Genomic DNA, 26,372 nt, shown 5'->3' on the forward strand with positions numbered 1-26,372 from the left:
GATTAGGAATAGATTTGGCTTTAAAATTTTACCGTAACTTTTCATCCCCCATTCGAGCGCTCAGTTTTGATTTAGACGACACTCTTTATTACAACGAAGAGGTTATACACATAGCCGAACAAAAGCAGTTTGAATTCTTGTGTCGTAAAATTCCAGATATTAAATCAGCGGGAATAGCCCCTTGGTTACTGCTAAAACACCAGTCACTTTCGCGAAATCCCAGTTTAAAGCATGATGTAACGTTGTGGAGAAAAGCGTCAATAGAATTAGGCTTAGCGCCATATAAGATAAATGATTTAGATAGAAGTAAATTAATAGAACAAGCCTTCAATGTGTTTTACCAAGCGCGTTCAAATTTTCAAATTGAAGATAAGACATTTAAGGTGCTGGATGCATTAAAAAGTAAATATCCTCTGGTTGCAGTGACGAATGGGAATGCCGATATTAATAGACTTGGGTTAGCCGATTACTTTGTTGGCTACTACCGTGCTGGTGCAAACGGCAATAAAATGAAACCGCACCCAGACATGCTCAATATGGCGGCCAACCACTTAGATGTAAAACTGAGTTCAATTTTACACATCGGCGACAATATAAAATCAGACTTAAAGTCGGCACAAAATGCTACAACCAATAGTTTTTGGTATAACCCTGCAAAGGAACCCATGTCGGTTGGTGCTTCATTACCGAATGCTGAATATTCAGACTTGGATGATTTACTACAACTGCTATAATCAAAACCTGTTTTTATATCCAGTTTAAGGCCTCAGTACATAATGGACGTTTTTATTCCTCATCAGGAACCAGATCATCACGGTTTAGCCGCGCTCAAACTTAATGAATTAAATGAACGTCAACACGAAGCTGTTACTGCTCCTCCGCAGAATATGCTGGTATTGGCCGGTGCAGGTTCAGGAAAAACCAAAGTTTTAATTAGTCGAATTGGTTATTTGATCAGAGCGCATCATGTATCACCATACTCGATTATGGCGGTAACCTTTACTAATAAAGCAGCGACCGAAATGCGCCATCGTTTAGAATCCGTAATGGGGCATGGTACGGTTGGTTCTCAGTTTAGTAACCATGGCATGTGGATAGGAACGTTTCATGGTCTTGCGCATCGCTTTTTAAGAACTCATTTCAGAGAAGCAAAACTTCCAGAAAGCTTTCAAGTAATCGACTCTGACGACCAGCATAGGTTGATTCGTCGTTTATTAAAAAGCCTTAATCTTGACGAAAAACGTTATCCGGCCAAACAGATCATGTGGTACATCAATGGTAAAAAAGACGAGGGACTAAGGCCAAAGCATATCGATACCTTTGATCCGACTGAACAAGTAATGTTGAAGGTTTATGAAGCTTATCAGCAAGCATGTGATCGTGCTGGCCTAGTAGACTTTGCTGAAATACTGTTACGTAGCCATGAAGTTTTAGCAACACATGCAGACGTATTAAGCCACTATAGAAAACGCTTCCGTCATGTATTAGTAGATGAATTTCAAGATACCAATAGTATTCAGTATGCTTGGATTCAATTAATATCAGGCGGACACCCTGGTGGCGTAGCCGATGGCGAAGATCAATCTTACGTCATGATTGTTGGCGACGATGATCAGTCTATTTATGGCTGGCGTGGTGCAAGAGTTGAAAATATTCACAACTTCCAAAAAGACTTTGCCGATGTAGAGACTATTCGCTTAGAACAAAACTACCGCTCCACTGCTAATATTCTTAAAGCTGCAAATGCAGTGATTTCAAACAACAGTGATCGTTTAGGTAAAGACCTATGGACAGAAGATAAAGAAGGCGATCCAATAGCGGTTTACTCTTCGTTCAATGAATTAGAAGAGTCTCGTTTTGTAGTTGGAAATATTCAAAAGTGGCAAGAAGATGGAGGCAGTCTTTCTGACACCGCCATTTTATATCGCAATAACGCTCAATCTCGAGTACTTGAAGAAGCATTATTACGAGCAGGTTTAAAATATAAGATTTATGGCGGTCTTCGATTCTTCGAACGTCAAGAAATTAAAGATGCACTGGCCTATTTAAGAATATTAGCAAATCGTGATGATGACGCTGCGTTTGAGCGAGTAATAAACACACCCGCTCGCGGTATTGGTGATAAAACACTGCAAACTATTAGAGATGCAGCGCGAAGCCAGAGCATTACAATGTGGCAAGCAAGTGGTCGATTAATTAACGAGAATAGATTGTCACCTCGGGCTTCTGGAGCATTAAAAAAGTTTATCGAGCTGGTGGAAACGTTAGAAACAGACGTATCAGAGCTACCGTTGCACGAACAAGCGGATCAAGCAATACAGGCGTCAGGTCTTAAGGCTATGTATCAAGCAGAAAAAGGTGAGAAAGGCCAAACTCGAGTAGAAAACTTAGAAGAACTTGTGACGGCATGTAAGCAGTATGAGCCGGACGAAAACATGGAAGAAATGCCAATACTTTCTGCATTTTTATCTCATGCCTCTTTAGAGTCGGGTGAGTCGCAAGCTGACGACTATGAAGAAGCTGTTCAGTTAATGACTCTTCACAGTGCAAAAGGACTAGAGTTCCCACTTGTATTTATGGTGGGTGTGGAAGAAGGAATGTTCCCAAGTCAGCAAAGCGCTGATGCTCCAGAACGACTGGAAGAAGAGCGCAGACTGGCATATGTCGGTATGACAAGAGCACGCCAGCGCCTATTTATTACTTATGCTGAAGTGCGTCGGATGTACGGACAGGAGCATCATCATCGTCCGTCTCGCTTTATTTCGGAAATACCGGAAGAGTGTCTTTATCACGTAAAATTGACCACATCGGTTAGCCAACCAGCTTATCGAAGCAGTAGCTCTAGCTATGGCAGCTCCACTGGGTATGGCTCCGGTTCTGGATACTCTCCAAAACCTAAAGCGGCAACGAGTCATATTAAATTCACAGGAACTGGCTTTTCGCTTGGACAGCGTGTTGTGCATGCAAAGTTTGGTGAAGGCACAGTACTAAATTGTGAGGGTGATGGAGAGCATGCACGAATACAAGTTAATTTTGATCAGTTTGGTGCAAAATGGTTGGTTACCACTTACGCGAAATTAACAGCGATATAAATGACTCAGTTTGACGATTACATTACGCATTTACACAGTGAATTAATCCAGCAAAAACAGCGCGGGTTAGTTCGCCTGTGTGGTCCTCAAGCGGAGTGTTATCAACAACTAAGTACGTTATTAACAGTATCTACAGTCAACTCTGAAAAAAACACCCCAAAGCACGTTACAAAAAAAAATGATTATAAAGAGTCATTGCCAACTATTGACCACCTTGATGTCGTAGCATTTTTAGAGCCTGCTTTAATTAACGATCAGTCTGTACAACGAAAAAACGAGTGGCGACTTAAGAAGTTCCGAAAATATCTAGGCCAAGAATGTGATGTGTTAATTTATGATGCATACCAAGGGTTTAATGCCGATGCGTTTGCCGCTTTATCAGGCATTGTTCGGCAAGGTGGTGTTTTGGTCCTGATAACACCATCAGATGAAAAATGGCTAACGCTAGATGATCCCGAACAATATCGATTTCTTGCAGAGCGTTATCAACCTAAAGATTTAACGAATAACTTTGTTTTGCATTTATTGTCGGTACTTCAACAAAACCTCAACAACGGGGTCTATGTTTATAATCTTACAAACCTCTCGGAGTCGTTGGCCGAAGTAAGCCCAATAAAAAAAACGTCTTCGAGTATTTTGTCAAAAGCAAAACATTCAACAACCAACCATTTAGAAAATATTGACGTATCTACCGACTCAAAGTATGTCACTGCAGATCAAAAATATGTAGCTGGTAAGATTCACGAGTTATTAGGAGGTTTGCAGAGTAGATACCCTGTAGCTGATCAGCCATTCGGCCAGAGATTGTTAATTAGTGCCGATCGAGGCCGAGGAAAGTCTTCAGCGGTTGGTTTAAGCACTGCGGATTGGGTGAACCATAACGTATCCGCTGATATTGAATTTAATATTGTTGTTACCTCATCTAGCAAAGAGTCGACATCAATACTGATCGAGCACTTTGAGAGTGTAATTGCGAACCCTAAGCATAGTGCTGTCTTTTATTCACCCGATCATATTATTGAGCGAGGGAGTCAACAAATTGATGATATAGACTTATTGATTATTGATGAGGCCGCTAGCATTCCAGTTTCAGTGGTGCAACAACTAGTAAATAAAGTAAATAAAGTCATTTTGGCAACGACTATTCACGGATATGAAGGAACAGGTAGAGGGCTAGAGTACAAACTGAAACCCTGGTTAGTTAAAAACTCTAGTTTCTTTCAGCACCTAACAATGAAGCAACCCATTCGTTGGACTGAATCAGATAATTTAGAGCGAATAATTAATACCAGCCTATGTTTTTGTGTGGATATAGATGCTACGAACAAGAGGATTCAGGAGACATCCCCTCTGGATATAGCCTTAGATACTTTAACGTTGAAACGTGAAGTACCTTTGGATTTAGTGAAAAGCGGTCAAGTAGCCAAGCTATTTGGTTTATTAACCGAAGCACACTATCAAACAACGCCAAATGACTTGCGGGCGATGTTAGATAATCCAAGTATTCAAATATTTTCGCTTTATCAAGGGAATCAGGTAGCTGCTACAGCACTAATATCCTTAGAAGGTGGTTTTGACGCAGATAATGACAAGGAATTAATGGGGTCTATTTGGCAAGGTGTTAGACGACCAAGAGGCCATTTAGCACCCCAATCATTAATCGCACATTGTGGTTTTAAAAATGCCGGTTATTTTAATTATGCAAGAATTGTTAGGATTGCAGTATCCCCGCATTGGCAGTCAAAGGGTGTTGGAACCGTATTTTTAAACAAACTCGAATGTCATTTTAAGCAACATGGGAACATCGACTTTTTAAGCACTAGTTTTGGGTACGATGTAAAAGTAATAAACTTTTGGCAAAAAAGTAAATTTATGACAGTGCGTTTAGGCTTAAAGCCAGATGCGAGTACAGGTTTGGTGAGTGTATTAATGCTTAAAGCGTTGCAAAAATCGACCTCTTGCTGGGCCAAGCGCTGGAGCGCCCGATTTTATGAAACCTTGAAAATGGAAGTAGATGTTGGGTGGCGAGAATTGTCTGATCGCCAAAAGCTGTCACCACAAGGGGAGTATCGTCAAAGCGATTCAGATTACCTAACTTGGTCAACACAACAAAATCACGCTGATTTACGATGTTTATCGCAGTTTTACCGTTCACCTGACTCCTGTTTATTGGCTATTCGTAAAATTACAGAATCGTCCGATGCAGAAATACCGGCCTTAATTGACGATAAGTTTATTACAGGTGTTTCAAACAAGGTTTTAATTAAATCTTATAACTTCTCTGGGGAAAAAGAGTTAGTCAGCGCTATTAGAGCGCAGTCCTCTATTCTTTTAAATCGAATAAACCAATAAAACTAAAGGAACAACGCTGATACTTGGAATAACTTTTCTACTTCATGAATATGTTTTTTGTTAATAAGAAATAGAATTACGTGATCTTCACTTTCTATGACGGTATCGTCATGAGCGATAATCACCTCTGCATTTCTTACAATCGCGCCAATGGTTGTCTGAGGTGGAAGTTTTAGTTCTTGGATCGAACGACCGACTACTTTCGAGGTATTTTTATCACCGTGAGCAATCGCTTCAATTGCCTCTGCTGCGCCACGTCTAAGTGAATATACATTAACCACGTCACCCTTTCTAACATGAGTTAATAACGCCGATATAGTGGCTTGTTGTGGAGATATGGCAATATCAACATCTCGACCTTGAACCAAATCAACGTATGCACTTCGTTGAATAAGAACCATGGTCTTTTGTACGCCCATTTTTTTTGCCAACATGGCAGACATGATATTAGCTTCGTCATCATTCGTGACGGCAATAAATACGTCGGTTTGTTCTATCTGTTCTTCCGCGAGTAACTCTTGATCAGACGCATCGCCTGTAAATACGGTTGTATGCTCTAATAATTGCGATAAGCGTTCAGCTCGTTCTTGATTAACCTCAATCAATTTTACTCGATAGCGTTTTTCTAATATTTTTGCCAGACCTGCACCTATATTACCACCGCCTACAATCATTATCCGTTTATAGCTATCTTCTAGCTTTTGCAGCTCTTCCATAACTTGGCGAATATGCTTTGTCGCAACAATAAAAAAGACCTCATCATCCGCCTCAATCACGGTATTACCGACCGGCTTAATCGCTTGACCTTTTCGATATATTGCAGCAACGCGCGTTTCAACATTTGGCATGTGTTCTTTCAACGTTGAGAGGGCGTAACCAACTAATAAACCACCGTAGTAAGCTTTTACTGCAACTAATGAAACTAAACCGTTTGCAAATTCTAGGACTTGTAACGCCCCCGGCGACTCAATTAAACGATGGATGTATTTAGTAACAAGCTCTTCTGGAGCGATATATTTATCAACAGGCAGGTCACTATTTTGAAACAGTTGTTCTTGATAAAGAAGGTATTCTTGAGATCGGATACGAGCTATTTTTTTTGGTGTATTAAAAATACTATATGCAACTTGGCAGGCCATCATATTTACTTCATCACTGCGAGTAACAGCAATTAGCATATCAGCATGCTCAGCGCCTGCTTGCCTTAATACATCGGGATGAGAGCAGTGACCAACTACAACTTGTAAGTCATATTTATCTTGCAGGGCGTGAAGTGGCTCTGCGTCAATATCTACCATAGTGATGTCATTTTCTTCACCAGCTAAATTTTCCGCTAGTGTGGCACCAACCTGGCCTGCTCCTAAGATAATTATCTTCATAGTATTGGGCTTGCTAACCTATCAATTTTATTGTTGTTTTTGTATGCGACAGTAATAGAATCCATCCATACTATGCTCACTCGGTAAAATTTGCCAGCCTGGATTTTTTTCCGACTCAAGCGTGTTAAGTGGTGTATCAATTGGGATAAGTTTAGCATCAGCATGGCTTGACAAAAATGCAGCCATTAAATCTCTATTTTCACTCGGCAAAATAGAACATGTTGCGTAAACCAAAGTACCGCCGGGCTTCAATCGAGCCCATAACGTTTTAAGAATATCTTTTTGAACGTGAGCTAAGTTATCAATGTCTTCTGAACGCCTAAGCCATTTTATGTCTGGGTGACGTCTTATAACACCAGTTGCTGAACAAGGTGCATCCAGTAATATACGATCGTAAAGCGTATCAGGTAACGTAGCTGGAATCGTTAAATCACCACATACTAACGTTGCTTGCTCTGATAATCGCGTTAAGTTTTCTGTCACTCTATCTAGTCGAGTTTGATCGATATCTGCGGCTGTTACTTGGCAATTCGCTAAATCTAAAATATGACAAGTTTTACCGCCAGGAGCAGCACAGGCATCTAATATAACGTCGTTGTCCTGAGGCGCTAAAATATGAGCGGCATGTTGAGCCGCACCATCTTGCACAGTAAACCAACCTTGTTCAAAACCTGGGAGCTTATCGACAGGCTTGGGTGAGGCCAACAAAATGGCATTCTTATCAGCTAATGGTTGAGAGTACTCAATTTTCGCTTCTTCTAACGCATCGCAAAATTGTGCCGTTGATACGTTGTTAGTATGAACCCTTAACCACATTGGAGCGCGCTCTAAATTGGCATTTAGGATATCTTGCCAATTTTCAGAATAGGCTTCTTGAACTCGCTTTATGAACCAACTAGGGTGGCTAAAGTCGGTTACTGGATTTGATATTTTGGCAAAAAGCGCATCTCTATTTCGCATAAAGTTGCGCAAGCAAGCATTGATAAGCCCTTTTAATCCCTGAGCTTTAAGGCTAACTGCAGCTTGCACTGTTTCAGCAACTGCAGCATGTTGTGGAATGCGCATTTCTTCAAGCTGATAAATACCAATAATAATTAAGTGATGAAATACGCGTTGTTTGCCTTTTAACTTTTTTGTAAGTAATTGATTGGTAATTGCATCATACTTTGGAAAAAAGCGAATAGCTCCAAAACACATTTCTTGCAGTAGAGCGTGATCTTTGGCTGCTATTTTTAATTGAGCTTTGGGTAAAGCTTCGGATAAAGAAGTTCCTTTATCCATCACAGCCAGTAGCGTTTCTGCGGCCGCTGCTCTTACATTATTAGTTTTCATTTGAGCAATATTCCTGGTGTTACCCATTCACTTCGGCCGTTAACAAAGTCAGCAGCAGTCATGGCTTTTTTACCAGGAGGTTGAAGCTGAAGAAGATTAAGAACTCCGTTCCCAGTAACGACTTTTACACCGTTTTTATCGGCGGATAAAATGGTCCCGGCAGGTTCATGTGATGATTCATCAAGCACTTTGGCTTGCCATACCTTTACTGTATTACCGCTCAATTGTACGGTCGCCACCGGCCAAGGTTGATAACCTCTTATGTTCCGCTCAATTTGCTCGGCTGACTCGTTCCAGTTTATAACCGCTTCTTCTTTCGTCAGTTTGTGTGCGTAGGTGGCATCATCGTTATTTTGTTGTGTAGGAGCGATATCGCCACTCGCTATTTTATAAACAGCAGACACCAGCGCTTTAGGACCTAGTTGCTGTAACTTTTCATAGACACTGCCGCTTGTATCAGAATCAGAAATGTCACATTTTTCAATAAATAGCATGTCACCAGTATCAAGACCAACGTCCATTTGCATAATGGTTACGCCAGTTTCTTTATCGCCCGCTAATACTGCTCTTTGTATAGGAGCCGCGCCCCGCCACTGTGGCAAAATAGAGCCGTGTACGTTTATACAGCCAAGTTTTGGCAGTTCAAGGACTACCTTTGGCAAAATAAGGCCATAGGCGACAACGATCATTAAGTCTGCGTTTAGCAAAGCAAGTTCGCGTTGTGCATCTTCATCTTTCAATGATACCGGTTGATAAACTGGAATATCATGTGCAAGCGCAACTTGTTTAACAGCGCTAGGTTGCAACTTTTTACCACGACCGGCTGGGCGATCTGGCTGAGTGTAGCAAGCAACAATATCGAATTTCTCAGAAATAAGATGTGAAAGATGTTCTGCCGCGAACTCTGGAGTACCGGCAAAGATTATTCTTAATGGCGTTGAGGACATATAATACCTAGGCTTCTTGAGCTGCTAATTTTGCTTCTTTTGCTAACTTTTTCTTAATGCGTTCGCGTTTAAGAGGAGATAAGTAATCAACAAAAAGAACACCATTTAAGTGGTCAGTTTCATGTTGGATACAAATAGCTAATAAACCTTCAGCTTCGTATTCAAAAGGATTGCCATCACGGTCTAATGCTTTAACTGTGACTTTTTCAGCACGATCAACTTTTGCATAACAATGAGGTACAGACAAACAGCCTTCCTCATTAATCATACTGCCATCTTTGGCAATGATTTCTGGGTTAATAAATACGAGTGGTTCTTCTCTGTCTTCAGAGCAGTCTGCTACAAATAGTCGAACATGCTGATCAACCTGAGAGGCTGCAAGTCCTACACCGTTTTCGTCATACATGGTTTCAAACATGTCATCGATAAGTGTTTTTATAGTGTCATCAACCACTTCAATAGGTTTTGCGACTGTGCGTAATCGCTCATCAGGGAAACGTAATACGTTTAATATTGCCATAATTTATCTATGCCTCGCCAAATAACATCGTGTACTTGTAATTTTAACTGTTTAGATTCACTATTAACAGAACAACATGTTGATAATAATAATTATAGGAAAAAGGGAATGCGTGTACTAATCCGCTTAATGACGCTTGCGCTTGTTATTAGTTCACTTCACATATCTTCATTAATAGCTGATACATTAACGATCCGCAAAGATGCGCCTTCGGAATATGTCGTGAAGAAAGGTGACACACTTTGGGATATATCAAGTTTATTTCTAAACGATCCATGGTTATGGCCAAAATTGTGGAAATTCAATCCGCAGATTAAAAACCCGCACCTTATTTACCCGGGTGATCAACTAAAACTAGTTTATGACGCCGATGGTTCGCCAAAGTTGGTCATGGCTAAACGATCGTTTAGCTTATCTCCGCAAAAACGCATTGCCTATAAAAAAGACGAACCTATTCCAATGGTCCCTTTAAATGCAATCGAATCCTTTCTGAGTTATGAACTGGCACTTGATGAAGATACGTTAGAAGGTTTGCCGTACGTATTAGGTACAGATCGCACTGTAAAAAGAGCATTACCTGGTGACTTACTCTATATTAAAGGTGACTTAAAATCTGAAAGTAAGTTTGCCATATACCGTAAAGGCAAGGCGTATGTTGATCCAGACTCAGAAGATATTTTAGGTTATGAAGCTGTGCTTGTTGCAGTAGCCGATTTAATTAATTCAGGTGACCCTTCAGAGGGTGTGCCCGGAAAAATTAGAATAACAACAGCCAAACAAGAAGTAAGAGCAAGTGACGTTGTTATGCCTATTCGCCAAGGGCAAGACTTACCAGCCTTTTTTAAAATGGCAAAAGTTACGACTGAGCTAGACGGTACTATTGTAGCGACGCCGTCTGATTTAGCAGGCGTAAGTAAATACGATGTTGTTATTATTAATAAAGGACAAGATTCTCAGGTTTCAGCGGGCAATATCCTTACTATATCTCGTAAATCACCTACTGTTGTTGATCAAGGTCTTGGTCCTAAATATCAAGAAGATGCAACAAGATACGAAAAGTTTGTTGGTGTTGTTAAAAACCTATTTAGAGGTGATGAACATAAAGGTATATATGACATGCCGTATGAAGAAGTTGGCCAAGTCATGATTTTCAAAGTTTATGAAAAAGTAAGTTATGGAATTATAACAAAAAACTCATCACCTATTTATGTTGGAGATAAGATTAACACTCCTAATTTGTAGGTGATCCAAATGGAGCGCTTATTAAATGAGAGAGTGGTTGATTCTGTTGCAATGTCCTGGGTTGGGCGTTGCAACTCTTCTTAAGGTTTGTAAGGAGCTTAACAGCTTAACGGAATTGTGTTACCAGTCTGAACATCAGTTAAGTAAGATGGGGTTGTCCTCAAAACAGATTATCTTCTTACAGCAAAGCATTAAGCATCCACCTAATCACCTCGTTAACACTGAAAATTATATTATCAGCCATAAAATTAAGCTGGTTTCCATAGAAGATAAGCTTTATCCCAACAGCTTAAAACAAACATCAAGACCGCCAATTGTTTTATTCGCTCAAGGTAATGTTGAATTATTGTCACAACCACAAATTGCATTTGTTGGCTCTCGCGCTCCAACTGCTTATGGTATTGAGGTCACAAAGTATCTTGCTTCTGCTCTAGTAAAAAGCGGACTAGTCGTCACAAGTGGTCTTGCGTTAGGAATTGATGGTGTTGCACACCAAGCAACGATAGACGCTGGTGGGTATACAATAGCTGTTATGGGTTCTGGACACGCAAATATATACCCCAAAAAGCACAGACAATTAGCGGCTAATATAATTTCTACAAATGGCCTTTTATTATCAGAGTTTCTTCCATTCGATACGCCACAGTCTTTTCATTTTCCTCGTCGTAATAGAGTGATTGCTGGGTTGAGCTACGGAACGGCTGTAGTTGAAGCGGCTTTAAAAAGTGGCTCGTTAATAACGGCAAAATATGCGTTAGAGGCCAATCGAGATGTGTTTGCAGTGCCCGGAAATATATTTAGCCCTGTATCAACGGGTTGTCATAATCTGATACAAAATGGCGCTAAGCTTGTACAATGTCCGGCCGATATATTAGAGGAGTATGAACAGCTGATCTGCTCTCATGACGTAAACGTATCTTATTCAAGTAGTTTTAGTAATATTGATAAAAACAACTTGGCAGAGTCACAATTGTTAGCTAGTGTTGATCATGAAGCCACCTCAGTTGATGTCATTTCACAGCGTTCAAATTTGCCAGTGGATCAGGTATTAAAAGAATTGTTGGAATTGGAAATTTTGGGGTATATAAACGCCGTGCCCGGCGGATATATCAAGGTAAACACTAACTTTAATAATAAATAACAAAGGGGCAAGTTATGTTTGATATCCTTTTGTACCTTTTTGAAAACATTGTCAACGATAGCGCAGAGTTATGGGTTGACGAAGGCGAGCTTACAAAAGAGCTTAAAAAGGCTGGTTTTCATGAAGATGATATTTATAAAGCGCTGATGTGGTTAGAAGATCTTGCTGATCTGCAATCTAACGATATAGCACCTTTCATTATCGGGCAAACCGCCCTTTCTACTCGTATTTATACGGTTGCAGAGACAATGAAGTTAGATACTGAGTGTCGAGGCTTTTTGTTATTCTTAGAGCAAATTAATCTGTTAGATGTAGCGACTAGAGAAATGGTTATTGACCGCGTTATGGAACTTGAAGAGTCTCAAATTGGTCTTGATGACTTAAAGTGGGTTGTATTAATGGTATTGTTTAATGTACCAGGTAAAGAAGCCGCATTTGAGCAAATGGAAAATCTTGTGTTCGAGGAACCTGCAGGTCTAATTCACTAAAAATAGTCGTTTAACATAAAATTTCATTGCTAAAACAAATGGAGTGGCTAAGATCCACTCCATTGTCTTCATAACATCTTGGTATTTATGACTTCTGACTCGAAGCTCAACCTTTCTTCTAATCAAGCTAATAAACAATACTGTCCTAAATGCGAGGCAGAGCTGAGTATAAAGTCTGGCAGCAAAGGTGCTTTTTGGGCTTGTACTGGTTACCCCGTTTGTGATTTTACTAAACCAATGTCAACACAATCAGAAGTGCAAGTTGTAAAAGTGTTAGATGATGTGTGTTGTCCTATTTGCGAAGATGATCTTGCGGTTAAATCTGGCCGTTACGGTATGTTTATTGGTTGTATGAACTACCCTACCTGTAACTTTATTGTTAAAGAAGACGATGATGAAGATTACGAACCGGTTCCGTGCGTAGAATGTGGAAAAGGCGAGCTTCATCAGCGATCAGGAAAAAAGGGTAAGGTATTTTATGCATGCGACCAATATCCTAAATGCGACTTTCTTTTGAACGATAAGCCTCTGAACGAGATCTGCCCTTCGTGTGAAAGTCCTATACTTGTAATAGACAAAAATAATACTAAACGCTGCATAGTTAAAACATGTAGTTATGAAATCGAATAAGTCACTAATACGATACAATTTGAGCAAAGAAAATGACTGAATCAACGTTAATAAATCCTACAAATGAAATTGAAGCATTACAGCAAGGCTGTTTAATTGTTTATCCTACTGAGGCGGTTTGGGGCATTGGCTGCGATCCGGATAACGAAGATGCGGTGATGAAGCTATTAGAAGCTAAACAACGTCCAGTTGAGAAAGGTCTTATATTGGTGGCACAAAACCTATCACAGTGCCATGACTACTTTGATTTTGATAAAGTTCCAATTGAAAAACGCCCAGAAATCTTTTCGTCTTGGCCAGGCCCTGTTACATGGTTACTGCCAGCCAAAGCATCTGCACCTAAGTGGATTACCGGCGGCAGTGATATGATAGCTATTCGTATCAGTGCGCACCCTACTATTCAGCGAATTTGTCGAACCTTTAATAAACCGATTGTATCGACTAGCGCCAATAGAACAACTGAGCCGGTTTGTAAAAACTTGGCAGAAGCTATAAAGGTGTTTGGATCGCAAGTTGCCATTTATGTCGATGAGGCCTTAGGCGGAAGTGAAAAGCCTTCAGTTATTAAACATTCAATCACTGGCGAAGTATTTAGGAGTTAAGTTTTGCAAGAACATAAGTTATTGGAACAAGCGAAGTCCTTTTTTATGGAACTTCAAGACTATATTACTAATCAACTAGCCAGCATGGATGGTGGTCAATTTGAACAAGACCAGTGGGAACGAGAAGAAGGTGGTGGCGGCCGAAGCCGAGTGCTTAAAGACGGCGTTATCTTTGAGCAAGCGGGTGTTAATTTTTCGCATGTATTTGGTGCGAATATGCCAGCATCAGCGACTGCACATAGGCCAGAGCTAGAAGGTCGCAGTTTTAATGCTTGCGGAGTGTCTCTCGTTATTCATCCGCGTAACCCTCATATACCAACGACACATGCAAATGTAAGATTTTTTATTGCCGAAAAAGAAGGTGCTGAACCCGTATGGTGGTTTGGAGGTGGTTTTGACTTAACGCCTTATTACCCCATCGAAGAAGATGTGGTTCATTGGCATCAAACCGCTTTTGATATTTGCAAACCATTTGGAAAAGATGTTTATCCAAAATATAAAAAGTGGTGTGACGAATACTTTTATTTAAAACATAGAGATGAGACTCGAGGCGTCGGTGGATTATTCTTTGATGATTTAAATGAATGGGGCTTCGATAATTGTTTTGCATTTACTAAAGCGGTTGGTAACGGTTTTATAGATGCCTATAAGCCTATCGTTGAGCGTAGAAAAGATTCAAGCGTTTCAGACTCTCAAAGACAATTTCAATTATATCGCCGCGGCCGTTATGTAGAGTTTAATTTAGTTTATGACCGTGGAACCCTATTTGGCCTTCAAACTGGAGGGCGAACTGAGTCTATATTAATGTCGATGCCGCCTTTAGCTCGGTGGGAATATCAATACACGCCTTCTGATGGCTCTGCAGAAGCTGAGCTTTATGAAAGGTATTTGAAGCCACAGAATTATTTGAATTTATAAAAGCGAATATTGCGAAATGACTAATAAAGGCACTTAATTTAATAGAGTGCCTTTTTGTTACTGATTAATCATATGAGCAGCAAGTTGATCAAACTTCATTCTCAAATCAGCTTTTAGTACAGGGTCGTCTGCTAGAACTATATCTAAAGCATTAGTCATACAAATCATCCATTGTTGATACATTTTATCGTCAATAGCAAAAGGAAGGTGGCGAGCTCGAAGTCGCGGATGTCCATATTTCTCAACAAACAAATCAGGTCCGCCTAACCAGCCACTTAAAAACTCAAAAAATTTAATTCTAATTGCGTTCATAGGCTTTGGATGGATATCATGAAGCTCTTTCGCTTCGGCATTTGTTTCCATTTGGTCATAAAAGGTGTTTGCGAGTAATAGCACTTTATCTTTGCCCATTCGCTCATAAGGAGTTTGCTTAGGCGAAAGGTGTGAATGATATTGATTAGACTGGGTCGATTTAGAGCCCATTAGTTTTGATTTCAGTTTATTTAACATAAGAAACCTATGAATAAGTTTTTAGTAATTGGTAATCCAATCGCGCACTCGAAGTCGCCTATTATACATCAACAGTTTGCGAAACAGTTGAATATTAAAATGACTTACGATAAGTGCTTGTTGGAGTCTGAGGAATTTGAAGTAGAAATTAAAAAGATGTTTGCGGATGGACTTTCGGGAACCAATATTACTTATCCATATAAAGAGCGAGCTTACAATCTATGTGATCAAGTATCAGCGCGCGCTGAGTTATCCAAAGCGGTTAATACTCTTTATATGAAAGATGGCGTTTTGTGTGGTGATAATACCGACGGTCAGGGTTTAGTGCAGGATCTATTATTTAATAAATTAGAGTTGCAGAATAAACATATACTTATAATTGGTGCTGGTGGGGCGGTTAGAGGATGCATACCTTCACTATTAGAAGTTAAGCCTGCGCACATAACGATAGCTAACCGAACAAAAGGCAAAGCTATGCAAATTGTCACTGAAATGGGTAGTGACTCTCTAAGTGCAATTAGTTTGATGGACGTAAGAAATAACTACGATATCGTTATTAATGCTACTTCGTTATCAATATATAACGAAGTACCTGAAATGAATCCCTGTGTATTTGAAAACGCCATAGCTGCCTATGATATGGTTTATTCGCAACAAGAAAATGCATTCTTAAAATGGGCGTTGGCGAATAATAGTGGCATTAAGGTGATTGACGGCTTAGGTATGCTAGTAGAACAGGCGGCCGAAGCGTTTTATGTTTGGCACAAAGTTCGCCCCAATACCGAAAAAATAAGAGACTTTTTAGTTAATAGTTAATAGTTAATAGTTAATAGTTAATAGTTAATAGTTAATAGTTAATAGTTAATAGTTAATAGTTAATAGTTAATAGTTAATAGTTAATATAAGGGCTTAAGTAGCGCCCTTATATTAACTAAATATGGCAATGTCGATATTAGTTAGCTTGTTCTTCTATATATTCATTTTTTAACAACACATAATTACTCGATGAAATTGTTAAAAATGCCCTTTCGTCTTCTTTTAGTGGTCTTGCTTGCTTCACTGGGTTGCCAACATAAAGATATCCACTTTCTAATTTTTTATTCGGTGGAACTAAAGAGCCCGCGCCAATAATTACATCGTCACCAACCACAACACCGTCCATAATAATAGCGCCCATACCTACGAGTATACGATTGCCTAACTCACAACCATGTAACATAGCTTTATGTCCAATTGTGACGTCCTCACCTATTATTAGTGGATTTCCAGTTGGGTTGCTTTTAGACTTTCTAGTAACGTGCAGCACACTTCCGTCTTGTACATTAGTGCGGGCGCCGATCGAAATAGTATTAACATCACCTCTAGCTGCAACTAATGGCCAGACACTTACGTCTTCCCCTAACTTGATATCACCATAAAGAACAGCGCTATCATCTATGTAACAGCTTTCTTTTATTGTAGGCGTTATATTTTTATAAGATTTAATGTTTCTCATGATTAGCTCCCAAAGGCTAAGGTAAGGCTTAAATATCCTACTTTTTGAACAAATAAGCCAATAAATATGCGGTTTGTAGTTATTATAGCCAAACAAAAAACTTTTTCAAAAAAGCACTTGCGCAACGGAATTAGATCTCTATAATGCGTCCTCGTTGTCAGGGAGACATCAAACGGCTTGAAACGTTAAGTAAAGGTGGTTTGATTTGACTTAAAACGGTTTAGAAAACTTCTTCAAAAAAACGAAAAAGATTTGATAAAAACGTTGACAACAAATTAGGGAAGTGTAGAATGCGCATCCCGGTTGAGACAAGGTCTCGACCAAGAGCAGAAAGGTTCTAAACGTTCTTTAACAATTTGTAATTAATTATTTGTGTGGGCACTCCGATGAGTAGTAACAAACACACTAAGGTTCTTCTTCGGAAGGCAGCTTAGTACTTGTAACTATCAATTGAGTGTCTGAACGAAATTTATTTGAACAGAATTCAATGGGTAGCGATTAAACTTTTAAGTGAAGAGTTTGATCATGGCTCAGATTGAACGCTGGCGGCAGGCCTAACACATGCAAGTCGAACGGTAACATTTCTAGCTTGCTAGAAGATGACGAGTGGCGGACGGGTGAGTAATGCTTGGGAATTTGCCTTTAGGTGGGGGACAACAGTTGGAAACGACTGCTAATACCGCATGATAGCTACGGCTCAAAGGGGGCTTCGGCTCCCGCCTTTAGAGAAGCCCAAGTGGGATTAGGTAGTTGGTGAGGTAAAGGCTCACCAAGCCGACGATCCCTAGCTGGTCTGAGAGGATGATCAGCCACACTGGAACTGAGACACGGTCCAGACTCCTACGGGAGGCAGCAGTGGGGAATATTGCACAATGGGCGAAAGCCTGATGCAGCCATGCCGCGTGTGTGAAGAAGGCCTTCGGGTTGTAAAGCACTTTCAGCGAGGAGGAAAGCTTAGTCGTTAATACCGGCTAGGTGTGACGTTACTCGCAGAAGAAGCACCGGCTAACTCCGTGCCAGCAGCCGCGGTAATACGGAGGGTGCGAGCGTTAATCGGAATTACTGGGCGTAAAGCGTACGCAGGCGGCCATTTAAGTCAGATGTGAAAGCCCCGGGCTCAACCTGGGAACTGCATTTGAAACTGGATGGCTAGAGTGCGACAGAGGGTGGTAGAATTTCAGGTGTAGCGGTGAAATGCGTAGAGATCTGAAGGAATACCAATGGCGAAGGCAGCCACCTGGGTCGACACTGACGCTCATGTACGAAAGCGTGGGTAGCAAACAGGATTAGATACCCTGGTAGTCCACGCCGTAAACGATGTCTACTAGCAGTTTGACTCTTAAGAGTTGTCTTGCGCAGCTAACGCATTAAGTAGACCGCCTGGGGAGTACGGCCGCAAGGTTAAAACTCAAATGAATTGACGGGGGCCCGCACAAGCGGTGGAGCATGTGGTTTAATTCGATGCAACGCGAAGAACCTTACCATCTCTTGACATCCATAGAATTTAGCAGAGACGCTTTAGTGCCTTCGGGAACTATGAGACAGGTGCTGCATGGCTGTCGTCAGCTCGTGTTGTGAAATGTTGGGTTAAGTCCCGCAACGAGCGCAACCCTTATCCTTAGTTGCCAGCACGTAATGGTGGGAACTCTAAGGAGACTGCCGGTGACAAACCGGAGGAAGGTGGGGACGACGTCAAGTCATCATGGCCCTTACGAGATGGGCTACACACGTGCTACAATGGCAAGTACAAAGGGTTGCGAACTCGCGAGAGTAAGCGGATCCCATAAAGCTTGTCGTAGTCCGGATTGGAGTCTGCAACTCGACTCCATGAAGTCGGAATCGCTAGTAATCGTGGATCAGAATGCCACGGTGAATACGTTCCCGGGCCTTGTACACACCGCCCGTCACACCATGGGAGTGGGCTGCAAAAGAAGTAGGTAGCTTAACCTTCGGGAGGGCGCTTACCACTTTGTGGTTCATGACTGGGGTGAAGTCGTAACAAGGTAGCCGTAGGGGAACCTGCGGCTGGATCACCTCCTTATAAACGAAGTTACACCTTCAGAGTGTTCACACAAATAATTAATTACGAATAATGAGCGAGAAAGCTGCAAGCTGTTAGCTGCATTCGAGAGTTTGTAGCATAAACGATAGGCCTGTAGCTCAGCTGGTTAGAGCGCACCCCTGATAAGGGTGAGGTCGGCAGTTCAAGTCTGCCCAGGCCTACCAAATCTTCGATTTGGACCAACGTTTTAATGACGTGACTTCAGTATGGGGCTATAGCTCAGCTGGGAGAGCGCTTGATTTGCATTCAAGAGGTCCGCGGTTCGATCCCGCGTAGCTCCACCATACTGACACTCAGTTTCTCGATTCAAAACCCTAAACCATACACATTGTAGTGAGTGTGCATCGTTTAGAGTTTTTTATAAACTCATGCTCTTTAACAATTTGGAAAGCTGATAAAAAAATAAGGTAAACATTATTGTTTATTTATTTGTTATTCAACAACTAAAAAAATAATTTTGATTATCACTGTAAGAGAAAACTCAAGCGTTATTTATGTCAGGTTCTTGGTCTTATACAAACCAAGTAACCAATAAATATGACACATAAACTGCGACTGAATTTGCGAGAGCATTTAAGGTTGTATGGTTAAGTGAATAAGCGTATACGGTGGATGCCTTGGCAATTGGAGGCGATGAAGGACGTGTTAATCTGCGATAAGTCTGGTTAAGGTGATAAAAACCGTTATAAACCAGAATTTCCGAATGGGGAAACCCACCCTTTTTAGGGTATCGTATAGTGAATACATAGCTATGCGAAGCGAACCCGGAGAACTGAAACATCTAAGTACCCGGAGGAAAAGAAATCAACCGAGATTTCCTAAGTAGCGGCGAGCGAACGGGAAACAGCCGAATCAGCATGGTTTAGTGGAATGCTCTGGAAAGTGCAACGATAGTGGGTGATAGTCCCGTACACGACAAGCCATGTTGGACATATTAAGTAGGTCGGGGCACGAGAAACCTTGACTGAAGATAGGGGGACCATCCTCTAAGGCTAAATACTCCCAATTGACCGATAGTGAACCAGTACCGTGAGGGAAAGGCGAAAAGAACCCCTGTGAGGGGAGTGAAATAGAACCTGAAACCGTATACGTACAAGCAGTAGGAGCAGACTTGTTCTGTGACTGCGTACCTTTTGTATAATGGGTCAACGACTTATATTTTGTAGCAAGGTTAACCGAATAGGGGAGCCGTAGGGAAACCGAGTCTTAACTGGGCGAATAAGTTGCAAGGTATAGACCCGAAACCCGGTGATCTAGCCATGGGCAGGTTGAAGGTTGAGTAACATCAACTGGAGGACCGAACCCACTAACGTTGAAAAGTTAGGGGATGACCTGTGGCTAGGAGTGAAAGGCTAATCAAACCGGGAGATAGCTGGTTCTCCCCGAAATCTATTTAGGTAGAGCCTCGGACGAATACTTACGGGGGTAGAGCACTGTTTGGGCTAGGGGGCCATCCCGGCTTACCAACCCCATGCAAACTCCGAATACCGTAAAGTAATATCCGGGAGACACACGGCGGGTGCTAACGTTCGTCGTGGAGAGGGAAACAACCCAGACCGCCAGCTAAGGTCCCAAAGTTTATGCTAAGTGGGAAACGATGTGGGAAGGCTTAGACAGCTAGGAGGTTGGCTTAGAAGCAGCCACCCTTTAAAGAAAGCGTAATAGCTCACTAGTCGAGTCGGCCTGCGCGGAAGATGTAACGGGGCTAAGCATAACACCGAAGCTGCGGTAGCGTAATTTATTACGCTAGGTAGGGGAGCGTTCTGTAAGTGGCTGAAGGTGCATTGAGAAGTGTGCTGGACATATCAGAAGTGCGAATGTTGACATGAGTAACGATAATGGGGGTGAAAAACCCCCACGCCGAAAGACCAAGGGTTCCTATCCCATGCTAATCAGGGTAGGGTAAGTCGGCCCCTAAGGCGAGGCAGAAATGCGTAGTCGATGGGAAACAGATTAATATTTCTGTACTTTTAATCATTGCGATGGGGGGACGGAGAAGGCTAGGTGAGCACGGCGATGGTTGTCCGTGTGAAAGTATGTAGGTAGGCTGCTTAGGTAAATCCGGGCGGCTAATACTGAGATACGAGACGAGTCACTAAGGTGATGAAGTCATTGATGCCATACTTCCAGGAAAAGCCTCTAAGCTTCAGATGATTAAGAACCGTACCCCAAACCGACACAGGTGGTCAGGTAGAGAATACTAAGGCGCTTGAGAGAACTCGGGTGAAGGAACTAGGCAAAATGGTACCGTAACTTCGGGAGAAGGTACGCCCACATTAGGTGAAGATACTTGCTATCGGAGCTGAAGTGGGTCGCAGTGACCTGGTGGCTGCAACTGTTTATTAAAAACACAGCACTCTGCTAAATCGAAAGATGACGTATAGGGTGTGACACCTGCCCGGTGCCGGAAGGTTAATTGATTGGGTTATCCTCGGAGAAGCTCATGATCGAAGCCCCGGTAAACGGCGGCCGTAACTATAACGGTCCTAAGGTAGCGAAATTCCTTGTCGGGTAAGTTCCGACCTGCACGAATGGTGTAATGATGGCCACGCTGTCTCCACCCGAGACTCAGTGAAATTGAAATCGCAGTGAAGATGCTGTGTACCCGCGGCTAGACGGAAAGACCCCGTGAACCTTTACTACAGCTTGACACTGAACATTGAGCCTACATGTGTAGGATAGGTGGGAGGCTATGAAACTTGGACGCCAGTTCAGGTGGAGCCATCCTTGAAATACCACCCTTGTATGTTTGATGTTCTAACATTGGCCCCTTATCGGGGTTGTGGACAGTGTCTGGTGGGTAGTTTGACTGGGGCGGTCTCCTCCCAAAGAGTAACGGAGGAGCACGAAGGTTTGCTAAGTACGGTCGGACATCGTACGGTTAGTGTAATGGTAGAAGCAAGCTTAACTGCGAGACAGACACGTCGAGCAGGTACGAAAGTAGGTCATAGTGATCCGGTGGCTCTGTATGGAAGGGCCATCGCTCAACGGATAAAAGGTACTCCGGGGATAACAGGCTGATACCGCCCAAGAGTTCATATCGACGGCGGTGTTTGGCACCTCGATGTCGGCTCATCACATCCTGGGGCTGAAGTCGGTCCCAAGGGTATGGCTGTTCGCCATTTAAAGTGGTACGCGAGCTGGGTTTAGAACGTCGTGAGACAGTTCGGTCCCTATCTGCCGTGGGCGTTGGATGATTGAGAGGGGCTGCTCCTAGTACGAGAGGACCGGAGTGGACGAACCGCTGGTGTTCGGGTTGTCATGCCAATGGCATTGCCCGGTAGCTACGTTCGGAATCGATAACCGCTGAAAGCATCTAAGCGGGAAGCGAGCCTCGAGATGAGTCATCCCTGACAGTTTAACTGTCCTAAAGGGTCGTTGAAGACTACAACGTTGATAGGTAAGGTGTGGAAGTGCTGTGAGGCATTAAGCTAACTTATACTAATTGCCCGTGAGGCTTAACCATACAACGCTTAAGTGTTCTCCTACAGAGACTCAAAATTATTTTGGTTGAATATCCAGCTTTCTGATTGTTAAGACAATTTACGTAAGCGGTGTTTTTTATGACATCGATTACAAACAGCTTTGCCTGGTGGCAATAGCGCTGTGGACCCACCTGATTCCATTTCGAACTCAGAAGTGAAACGCAGCTGCGGCGATGGTAGTGTAGCATTTGCTATGCGAGAGTAGCTCACCGCCAGGCTCCCATACTAACCCCTTGCACCATGTGCGAGGGGTTTTTTATTGCCTCCGATTTATACCCAACCATCACGGCTCGCTACTTCGTCGCTCTCGGCAACTGCTACTTCGTCGCTCTCGGCAACTGCTCCTGCGTTGCTCTAACTCCTGCATCCATGCATGCACGGCTCTTGAGTATTAATGTTTTGTCGGTAGCCGAAGCTCGTATGTACTTAATCTATTTGTTTTTCAGAAAGTGCGTATAATTCATTAATTAAATTAACACAGGGTCATATATGTTTACTTTAGATCATCGCATAGAGCGAGATTCAATTCTGATTGCAGATATGCCGATTAGCCAATTGAGAATACAAGATGATCAACGTTACCCTTGGCTAGTTTTAGTTCCGAAAATAGAGGGTGCGACAGAGATTCATTCGCTTAAGGCTGAGCAAGCTCAACAGTTGATATTAGAAAGCAATGCCGTTGCTAAAGCTTTAAAAGCCGTGACGCAGTGTAAAAAAATTAATATTGCTAATTTAGGGAATGTTGTAGAGCAATTACATTGGCATATAGTGGCAAGGTTTGAAGATGACTTAACCTGGCCAGGACCTATTTGGGGAATTGGTAAAGCAGAACCATGGGATAAAAAAAAGAGACTCGCTTTTGTTGAGTCTCTTCTTAAAGAAATTCAGCTAAATAAAAATACTAATGTTATTCCCATTTAATACTGAATTTAAATATAAAGTCTTTGTTGTATATACAAGCTTGGTAATGCCAAGCTTAATAACATATACGACTAACTAAATTATTAAAGATTGTCGTTTAAAAACTCAGTAAGTTGAGTTTTACTTAAAGCACCTACTTTTGTTCCGACTACCGCGCCATTTTTGAAAAGCAATAGAGTCGGTATACCGCGTACACCAAACTTAGGAGGTGTATTTGGGTTTTGGTCAATGTTTAACTTAGTAATCGTTACTTTGTCAGACATTTCTTCTGCAACTTCGCTTAGAATAGGAGCAATCATTTTACAAGGACCACACCATTCTGCCCATAAATCTACTAAAACAGGCTTGTCACTGCTGATAACCGAATCGAAACTATCGTCAGTTATGTTAATAATTTTGTCGCTCATTTCTTACTCCGCGTTTAATATATAAATAATGTACTTCTATTGTGATTAATTTGTTTCTTATTGCAAGGCTAAAGGTTATGCTTATCCGTTATGACTAAGACACATTTAACTGAAACAAAATTTTCCGACTTTTCAATACATCCAGATGTATTAAAAGCCCTATCCTCTGCTGGTTATGCAAATTGTACCCCGATTCAGGCTATGTGTATGCCTTTAATCGAAAAAGGTGCCGACATTGCTGGTCAAGCACAAACAGGGACCGGAAAAACCATCGCATTTCTTACTGCGACCTTTAATAAACTTCTCAATGTAGAAGCAAAAGGTCAACCAAGAGCTATTATTTTAGCGCCAACCCGAGAGTTAGCCATTCAAATTCACAAAGACGCAGTTGCGTTTGCGGAAGCTTCTGGTTTAACACTCGGTCTTGTTTATGGGGGCGAGGGCTACGAAAGTCAACGCAAACAATTAGAACAAGGGGTAGACGTACTGATTGGTACGACTGGTCGCGTAATTGATTATTTGAAACAAGGTATCTACAACTTAGATAGCATTCAAGCTGTTGTCTTAGATGAAGCCGATCGTATGTTCGATTTGGGTTTTATTAACGACATTCGCTATCTGTTTAGTAAAATGCCTCCAAGCACAGAACGTGTAAACTTAGTTTTCTCAGCAACTATGAGTTACAAAGTTAAAGAACTTGCTTATTCACACATGAATGAACCAACGCATGTTCAAGTAGAGCCTGAACGTATGACAGGTACACGAATTTCTGAAGAGTTGTTTTATCCAGAATCGGATAAAAAGCCACTATTGCTTCTCTCTCTTATCGAAGATGATTGGCCAGAAAAAGCAATCGTATTTACGAATACCAAACACTCGTGTGAGCAAGTATATAACTGGTTAAAAGCAGATAAGCATCGCGCAGGCTTGTTAACTGGTGATGTGAACCAGCGAAAACGTTTATCCATACTAGAAGCCTTTGCCAAAGGTGATATAGATTTCTTAGTTGCAACAGACGTTGCCGCTCGTGGACTTCACATCCCAGAAGTATCGCATGTCTATAATTATGATTTACCGGATGATCGTGAAGATTATGTTCACCGAATTGGCCGCACAGGTCGTGCAGGTGCAAGCGGAAGTGCGATTAGTTTTGCTTGTGAATCGTATGTTTATAACCTTCCAGCGATTGAAGAATATATTGGTCATGCTATACCAGTTAGCCAATATGATTCAGAAGCGTTGCTAGATGATGTTCCAAAGCCTCGTTATACAAAACGTAGACATCATCATGGTCAACGTCGCAGAAGCTCCTAATATCAGTTGAGGCTGTAATTAGATGGACAATAATACTAGCTATGCAGTCGTAGACCTAGGGTCGAACAGCTTTCATATGATGATCGCTCAGGTAATTGCAGGTAGTGTTCAAATTATTGGCCGAGTAAAACGAAAAGTCCGACTTGCATCAGGGCTAGACAGTAACATGATGCTTTCGGATGAAGCTATGCAAAGGGGTTGGGAATGTCTCAATCTTTTTGCAGAGCGACTCCAAGATATCCCGCGACAAAATATTAAAATATCTGGTACCGCAACATTACGTTTAGCCACCAATGTAGATACCTTCCTAGTCAACGCTGAAAGAATATTGGGCCACTCAATTGAGATAATCTCAGGTGAAGTAGAGGCTCAAACAATTTATAAAGGTGCAGCTTATACTTCAAGTTCAGATAAAAAGAAGTTAGTCGTCGATATTGGTGGTGCAAGCACTGAGCTAATTGCCGGTGAAGGTCATGAGCCCAAGATATTTTGTAGTATCAATGTCGGTTGTGTCACTTACTTAGAGCGTTACTTTCCAAATGGTCGATTGTCTAAAGCAAATTTTTCTAATGCCATTGCTGCCGCAGAGATTGAAATTAATAAAGTTAGAGATAAATACAATGACTTTAATTGGCAGGAAGAAGTCGGTGCGTCAGGCACAGTACAGGCAATTCAAGAAATACTAATGGCACAAGGTTTTGACGAAGTTATTACGTTAGCGCGTTTAGAAACCATACAGGCTCAAGCAATTGAATACGAACACCTAGAAAAGTTGGCGATTAAAGGTCTTGTTCAAGAGCGTCGTCATGTTTTCCCAAGTGGCCTTGCCATACTAATCGCAATATTTAAACAGCTTGGCCTAAATGGTATGACACTCGCTGGCGGCGCATTAAGAGAGGGGCAGTTATACTCAATGTTGCCAGAACTCACCAAGCTAAATGTAAGACAACGAACAATTAACAGTGTTATCGCACGGTACCATATTGACCAGGCACATGCACAAAGGGTAGCCGATGTGTGTATTGCAATAGCAAAGCAAACTCAACCAGGCTGGAACCTAGCCCAATTTGAAGCAATCGATATGCTTAGATCGGCAGCTTTAGTTCATGAGATTGGGTTACAAGTGTCTTATAAAGACCAACAAATTCATGCCAGTTATCTATTAGCTAACTCCAATCTTCCAGGGTTTACGTCAGCTCAAAAGAAGCTATTAACGGCAATCGTACGAAACCACAGAGATGATATAGATACAAATGCAATATCACAGCAAACTTCTACCTCAGTATTGCTTGCAACGCGGTTAATTAGAATTATTAGATTGGCAGTTATATTATCGTTACGTCGTTCAGACGAAGTATTGCCAGAAATTAAGGTTTCAGTTGAGCAAGAGAAGTTGTCTATACATCTACCAGAGGGATGGTTAGATAAAAATCCATTAAGCGCTGCAGAGTTACAACAAGAAGCCAGCTATCAAGGGGTGCAAGGCTGGCAACTTATTCTAGTTTAAGAAGATATTTCTAATACATTAGAAATAT

20 protein-coding genes, 2 tRNA genes and 3 rRNA genes are annotated in these 26,372 nt (G+C 41.6%); 18 read left to right on the plus strand and 7 right to left on the minus strand.

The features are described from left to right. Positions 1-14: 14 nt before the first annotated feature. Genes J9318_RS01565 through J9318_RS01575 form a run of 3 tightly spaced genes read left to right on the plus strand, consistent with a single transcriptional unit; the run spans position 15 to position 5,444 of the window. A complete protein-coding gene (locus J9318_RS01565) occupies positions 15-734 on the plus strand; it encodes an HAD-IA family hydrolase (RefSeq protein ID WP_210560765.1) in 720 nt (239 codons plus the stop codon). Between the two features lie 42 nt (positions 735-776). Further along, the gene (uvrD, locus tag J9318_RS01570) at positions 777-3,092 is read left to right on the plus strand and encodes a DNA helicase II (protein ID WP_210560766.1); all 2,316 of its coding nucleotides are present in this window, start codon (positions 777-779) and stop codon (positions 3,090-3,092) included. Beyond that, positions 3,093-5,444 carry a GNAT family N-acetyltransferase gene (locus J9318_RS01575; protein WP_210560767.1) on the plus strand — a complete coding sequence of 784 codons (2,352 nt, stop codon included), beginning with the start codon at positions 3,093-3,095 and terminating at the stop codon, positions 5,442-5,444. A 2-nt stretch (positions 5,445-5,446) separates the two neighbouring features. Here J9318_RS01575 and trkA read toward each other — a convergent pair whose 3' ends face one another. The 4 genes from trkA to def are packed head-to-tail and all read right to left on the minus strand — an operon-like array spanning position 5,447 to position 9,622. Beyond that, positions 5,447-6,823 (minus strand): Trk system potassium transporter TrkA, encoded by a 1,377-nt coding sequence (trkA, locus tag J9318_RS01580; RefSeq protein WP_210560768.1) that lies wholly within the window; start codon positions 6,821-6,823, stop codon positions 5,447-5,449. 27 nt (positions 6,824-6,850) lie between these two features. Further along, positions 6,851-8,155 carry a 16S rRNA (cytosine(967)-C(5))-methyltransferase RsmB gene (rsmB, locus tag J9318_RS01585; RefSeq protein ID WP_210560769.1) on the minus strand — a complete coding sequence of 435 codons (1,305 nt, stop codon included), beginning with the start codon at positions 8,153-8,155 and terminating at the stop codon, positions 6,851-6,853. Beyond that, positions 8,152-9,102 carry a methionyl-tRNA formyltransferase gene (fmt, locus tag J9318_RS01590; protein ID WP_210560770.1) on the minus strand — a complete coding sequence of 317 codons (951 nt, stop codon included), beginning with the start codon at positions 9,100-9,102 and terminating at the stop codon, positions 8,152-8,154. Before fmt ends, rsmB begins: the two co-directional genes overlap by 4 nt. Positions 9,103-9,109: 7 nt before the next feature. Next, positions 9,110-9,622 (minus strand): peptide deformylase, encoded by a 513-nt coding sequence (gene def, locus J9318_RS01595; protein WP_210560771.1) that lies wholly within the window; start codon positions 9,620-9,622, stop codon positions 9,110-9,112. 108 nt (positions 9,623-9,730) lie between these two features. Between def and J9318_RS01600 the strand changes: the two genes are divergently transcribed. From J9318_RS01600 to hemF, 6 genes are all read left to right on the plus strand, one after another. Beyond that, a complete protein-coding gene (locus tag J9318_RS01600; RefSeq protein WP_210560772.1) occupies positions 9,731-10,864 on the plus strand; it encodes a LysM peptidoglycan-binding domain-containing protein in 1,134 nt (377 codons plus the stop codon). A 25-nt stretch (positions 10,865-10,889) separates the two neighbouring features. After that, a complete protein-coding gene (gene dprA / locus J9318_RS01605; protein WP_210560773.1) occupies positions 10,890-12,005 on the plus strand; it encodes a DNA-processing protein DprA in 1,116 nt (371 codons plus the stop codon). A 14-nt stretch (positions 12,006-12,019) separates the two neighbouring features. Further along, positions 12,020-12,493, plus strand: a complete 474-nt coding sequence (locus J9318_RS01610; RefSeq protein ID WP_210560774.1) for a DUF494 family protein — start codon at positions 12,020-12,022, stop codon at positions 12,491-12,493. Positions 12,494-12,580: 87 nt separating this feature from the next. Then, complete coding sequence (locus tag J9318_RS01615; protein ID WP_210560775.1) at positions 12,581-13,123, plus strand: DNA topoisomerase family protein; 543 nt, start codon at positions 12,581-12,583, stop codon at positions 13,121-13,123. 32 nt (positions 13,124-13,155) lie between these two features. Then, positions 13,156-13,725 carry an L-threonylcarbamoyladenylate synthase type 1 TsaC gene (gene tsaC / locus J9318_RS01620; RefSeq protein ID WP_210560776.1) on the plus strand — a complete coding sequence of 190 codons (570 nt, stop codon included), beginning with the start codon at positions 13,156-13,158 and terminating at the stop codon, positions 13,723-13,725. Positions 13,726-13,770: 45 nt separating this feature from the next. Beyond that, complete coding sequence (gene hemF, locus J9318_RS01625) at positions 13,771-14,643, plus strand: oxygen-dependent coproporphyrinogen oxidase (protein ID WP_210562324.1); 873 nt, start codon at positions 13,771-13,773, stop codon at positions 14,641-14,643. Positions 14,644-14,700: 57 nt separating this feature from the next. Here the strand turns inward: hemF and J9318_RS01630 are convergent, their stop codons facing one another. Beyond that, positions 14,701-15,153, minus strand: a complete 453-nt coding sequence (locus J9318_RS01630; RefSeq protein ID WP_244731776.1) for a group II truncated hemoglobin — start codon at positions 15,151-15,153, stop codon at positions 14,701-14,703. Positions 15,154-15,162: 9 nt separating this feature from the next. Between J9318_RS01630 and aroE the strand changes: the two genes are divergently transcribed. Then, the gene (aroE, locus tag J9318_RS01635) at positions 15,163-15,969 is read left to right on the plus strand and encodes a shikimate dehydrogenase (RefSeq protein ID WP_210560777.1); all 807 of its coding nucleotides are present in this window, start codon (positions 15,163-15,165) and stop codon (positions 15,967-15,969) included. A gap of 136 nt (positions 15,970-16,105) precedes the next feature. Here aroE and J9318_RS01640 read toward each other — a convergent pair whose 3' ends face one another. Then, positions 16,106-16,648, minus strand: a complete 543-nt coding sequence (locus J9318_RS01640) for a gamma carbonic anhydrase family protein (RefSeq protein ID WP_210560778.1) — start codon at positions 16,646-16,648, stop codon at positions 16,106-16,108. A 507-nt stretch (positions 16,649-17,155) separates the two neighbouring features. Between J9318_RS01640 and J9318_RS01645 the strand changes: the two genes are divergently transcribed. From J9318_RS01645 to J9318_RS01670, 6 genes are all read left to right on the plus strand, one after another. Further along, a 16S ribosomal RNA gene (locus J9318_RS01645) occupies positions 17,156-18,689 on the plus strand. Between the two features lie 108 nt (positions 18,690-18,797). Continuing rightward, a tRNA-Ile gene (locus J9318_RS01650) sits at positions 18,798-18,874 on the plus strand. 44 nt (positions 18,875-18,918) lie between these two features. Then, a tRNA-Ala gene (locus tag J9318_RS01655) sits at positions 18,919-18,994 on the plus strand. Positions 18,995-19,295: 301 nt separating this feature from the next. After that, positions 19,296-22,176: ribosomal RNA gene (locus tag J9318_RS01660) — 23S ribosomal RNA — on the plus strand. Positions 22,177-22,298: 122 nt separating this feature from the next. Beyond that, positions 22,299-22,413, plus strand: a 5S ribosomal RNA gene (gene rrf, locus J9318_RS01665). Together the 16S, 23S and 5S rRNA genes with 2 tRNA genes alongside form the textbook arrangement of a ribosomal RNA operon. A gap of 271 nt (positions 22,414-22,684) precedes the next feature. Further along, the gene (locus J9318_RS01670) at positions 22,685-23,116 is read left to right on the plus strand and encodes an HIT family protein (protein ID WP_210560779.1); all 432 of its coding nucleotides are present in this window, start codon (positions 22,685-22,687) and stop codon (positions 23,114-23,116) included. A gap of 83 nt (positions 23,117-23,199) precedes the next feature. On the opposite strand, the gene trxA is transcribed toward J9318_RS01670, so the two are convergent. Continuing rightward, positions 23,200-23,523 carry a thioredoxin TrxA gene (gene trxA / locus J9318_RS01675; protein ID WP_210560780.1) on the minus strand — a complete coding sequence of 108 codons (324 nt, stop codon included), beginning with the start codon at positions 23,521-23,523 and terminating at the stop codon, positions 23,200-23,202. A gap of 90 nt (positions 23,524-23,613) precedes the next feature. Here trxA and rhlB point away from each other — a divergent pair, with 90 nt between their 5' ends. Both rhlB and gppA read left to right on the plus strand, forming a co-directional pair. Beyond that, a complete protein-coding gene (gene rhlB / locus J9318_RS01680; RefSeq protein WP_210560781.1) occupies positions 23,614-24,837 on the plus strand; it encodes an ATP-dependent RNA helicase RhlB in 1,224 nt (407 codons plus the stop codon). Between the two features lie 22 nt (positions 24,838-24,859). Beyond that, positions 24,860-26,344 carry a guanosine-5'-triphosphate,3'-diphosphate diphosphatase gene (gene gppA, locus J9318_RS01685; protein WP_210560782.1) on the plus strand — a complete coding sequence of 495 codons (1,485 nt, stop codon included), beginning with the start codon at positions 24,860-24,862 and terminating at the stop codon, positions 26,342-26,344. The last annotated feature ends 28 nt before the right edge of the window (positions 26,345-26,372 follow it).

Source organism: Psychrosphaera aestuarii, from assembly GCF_017948405.1.
GTDB classification, from domain to species: domain Bacteria; phylum Pseudomonadota; class Gammaproteobacteria; order Enterobacterales; family Alteromonadaceae; genus Psychrosphaera; species Psychrosphaera aestuarii.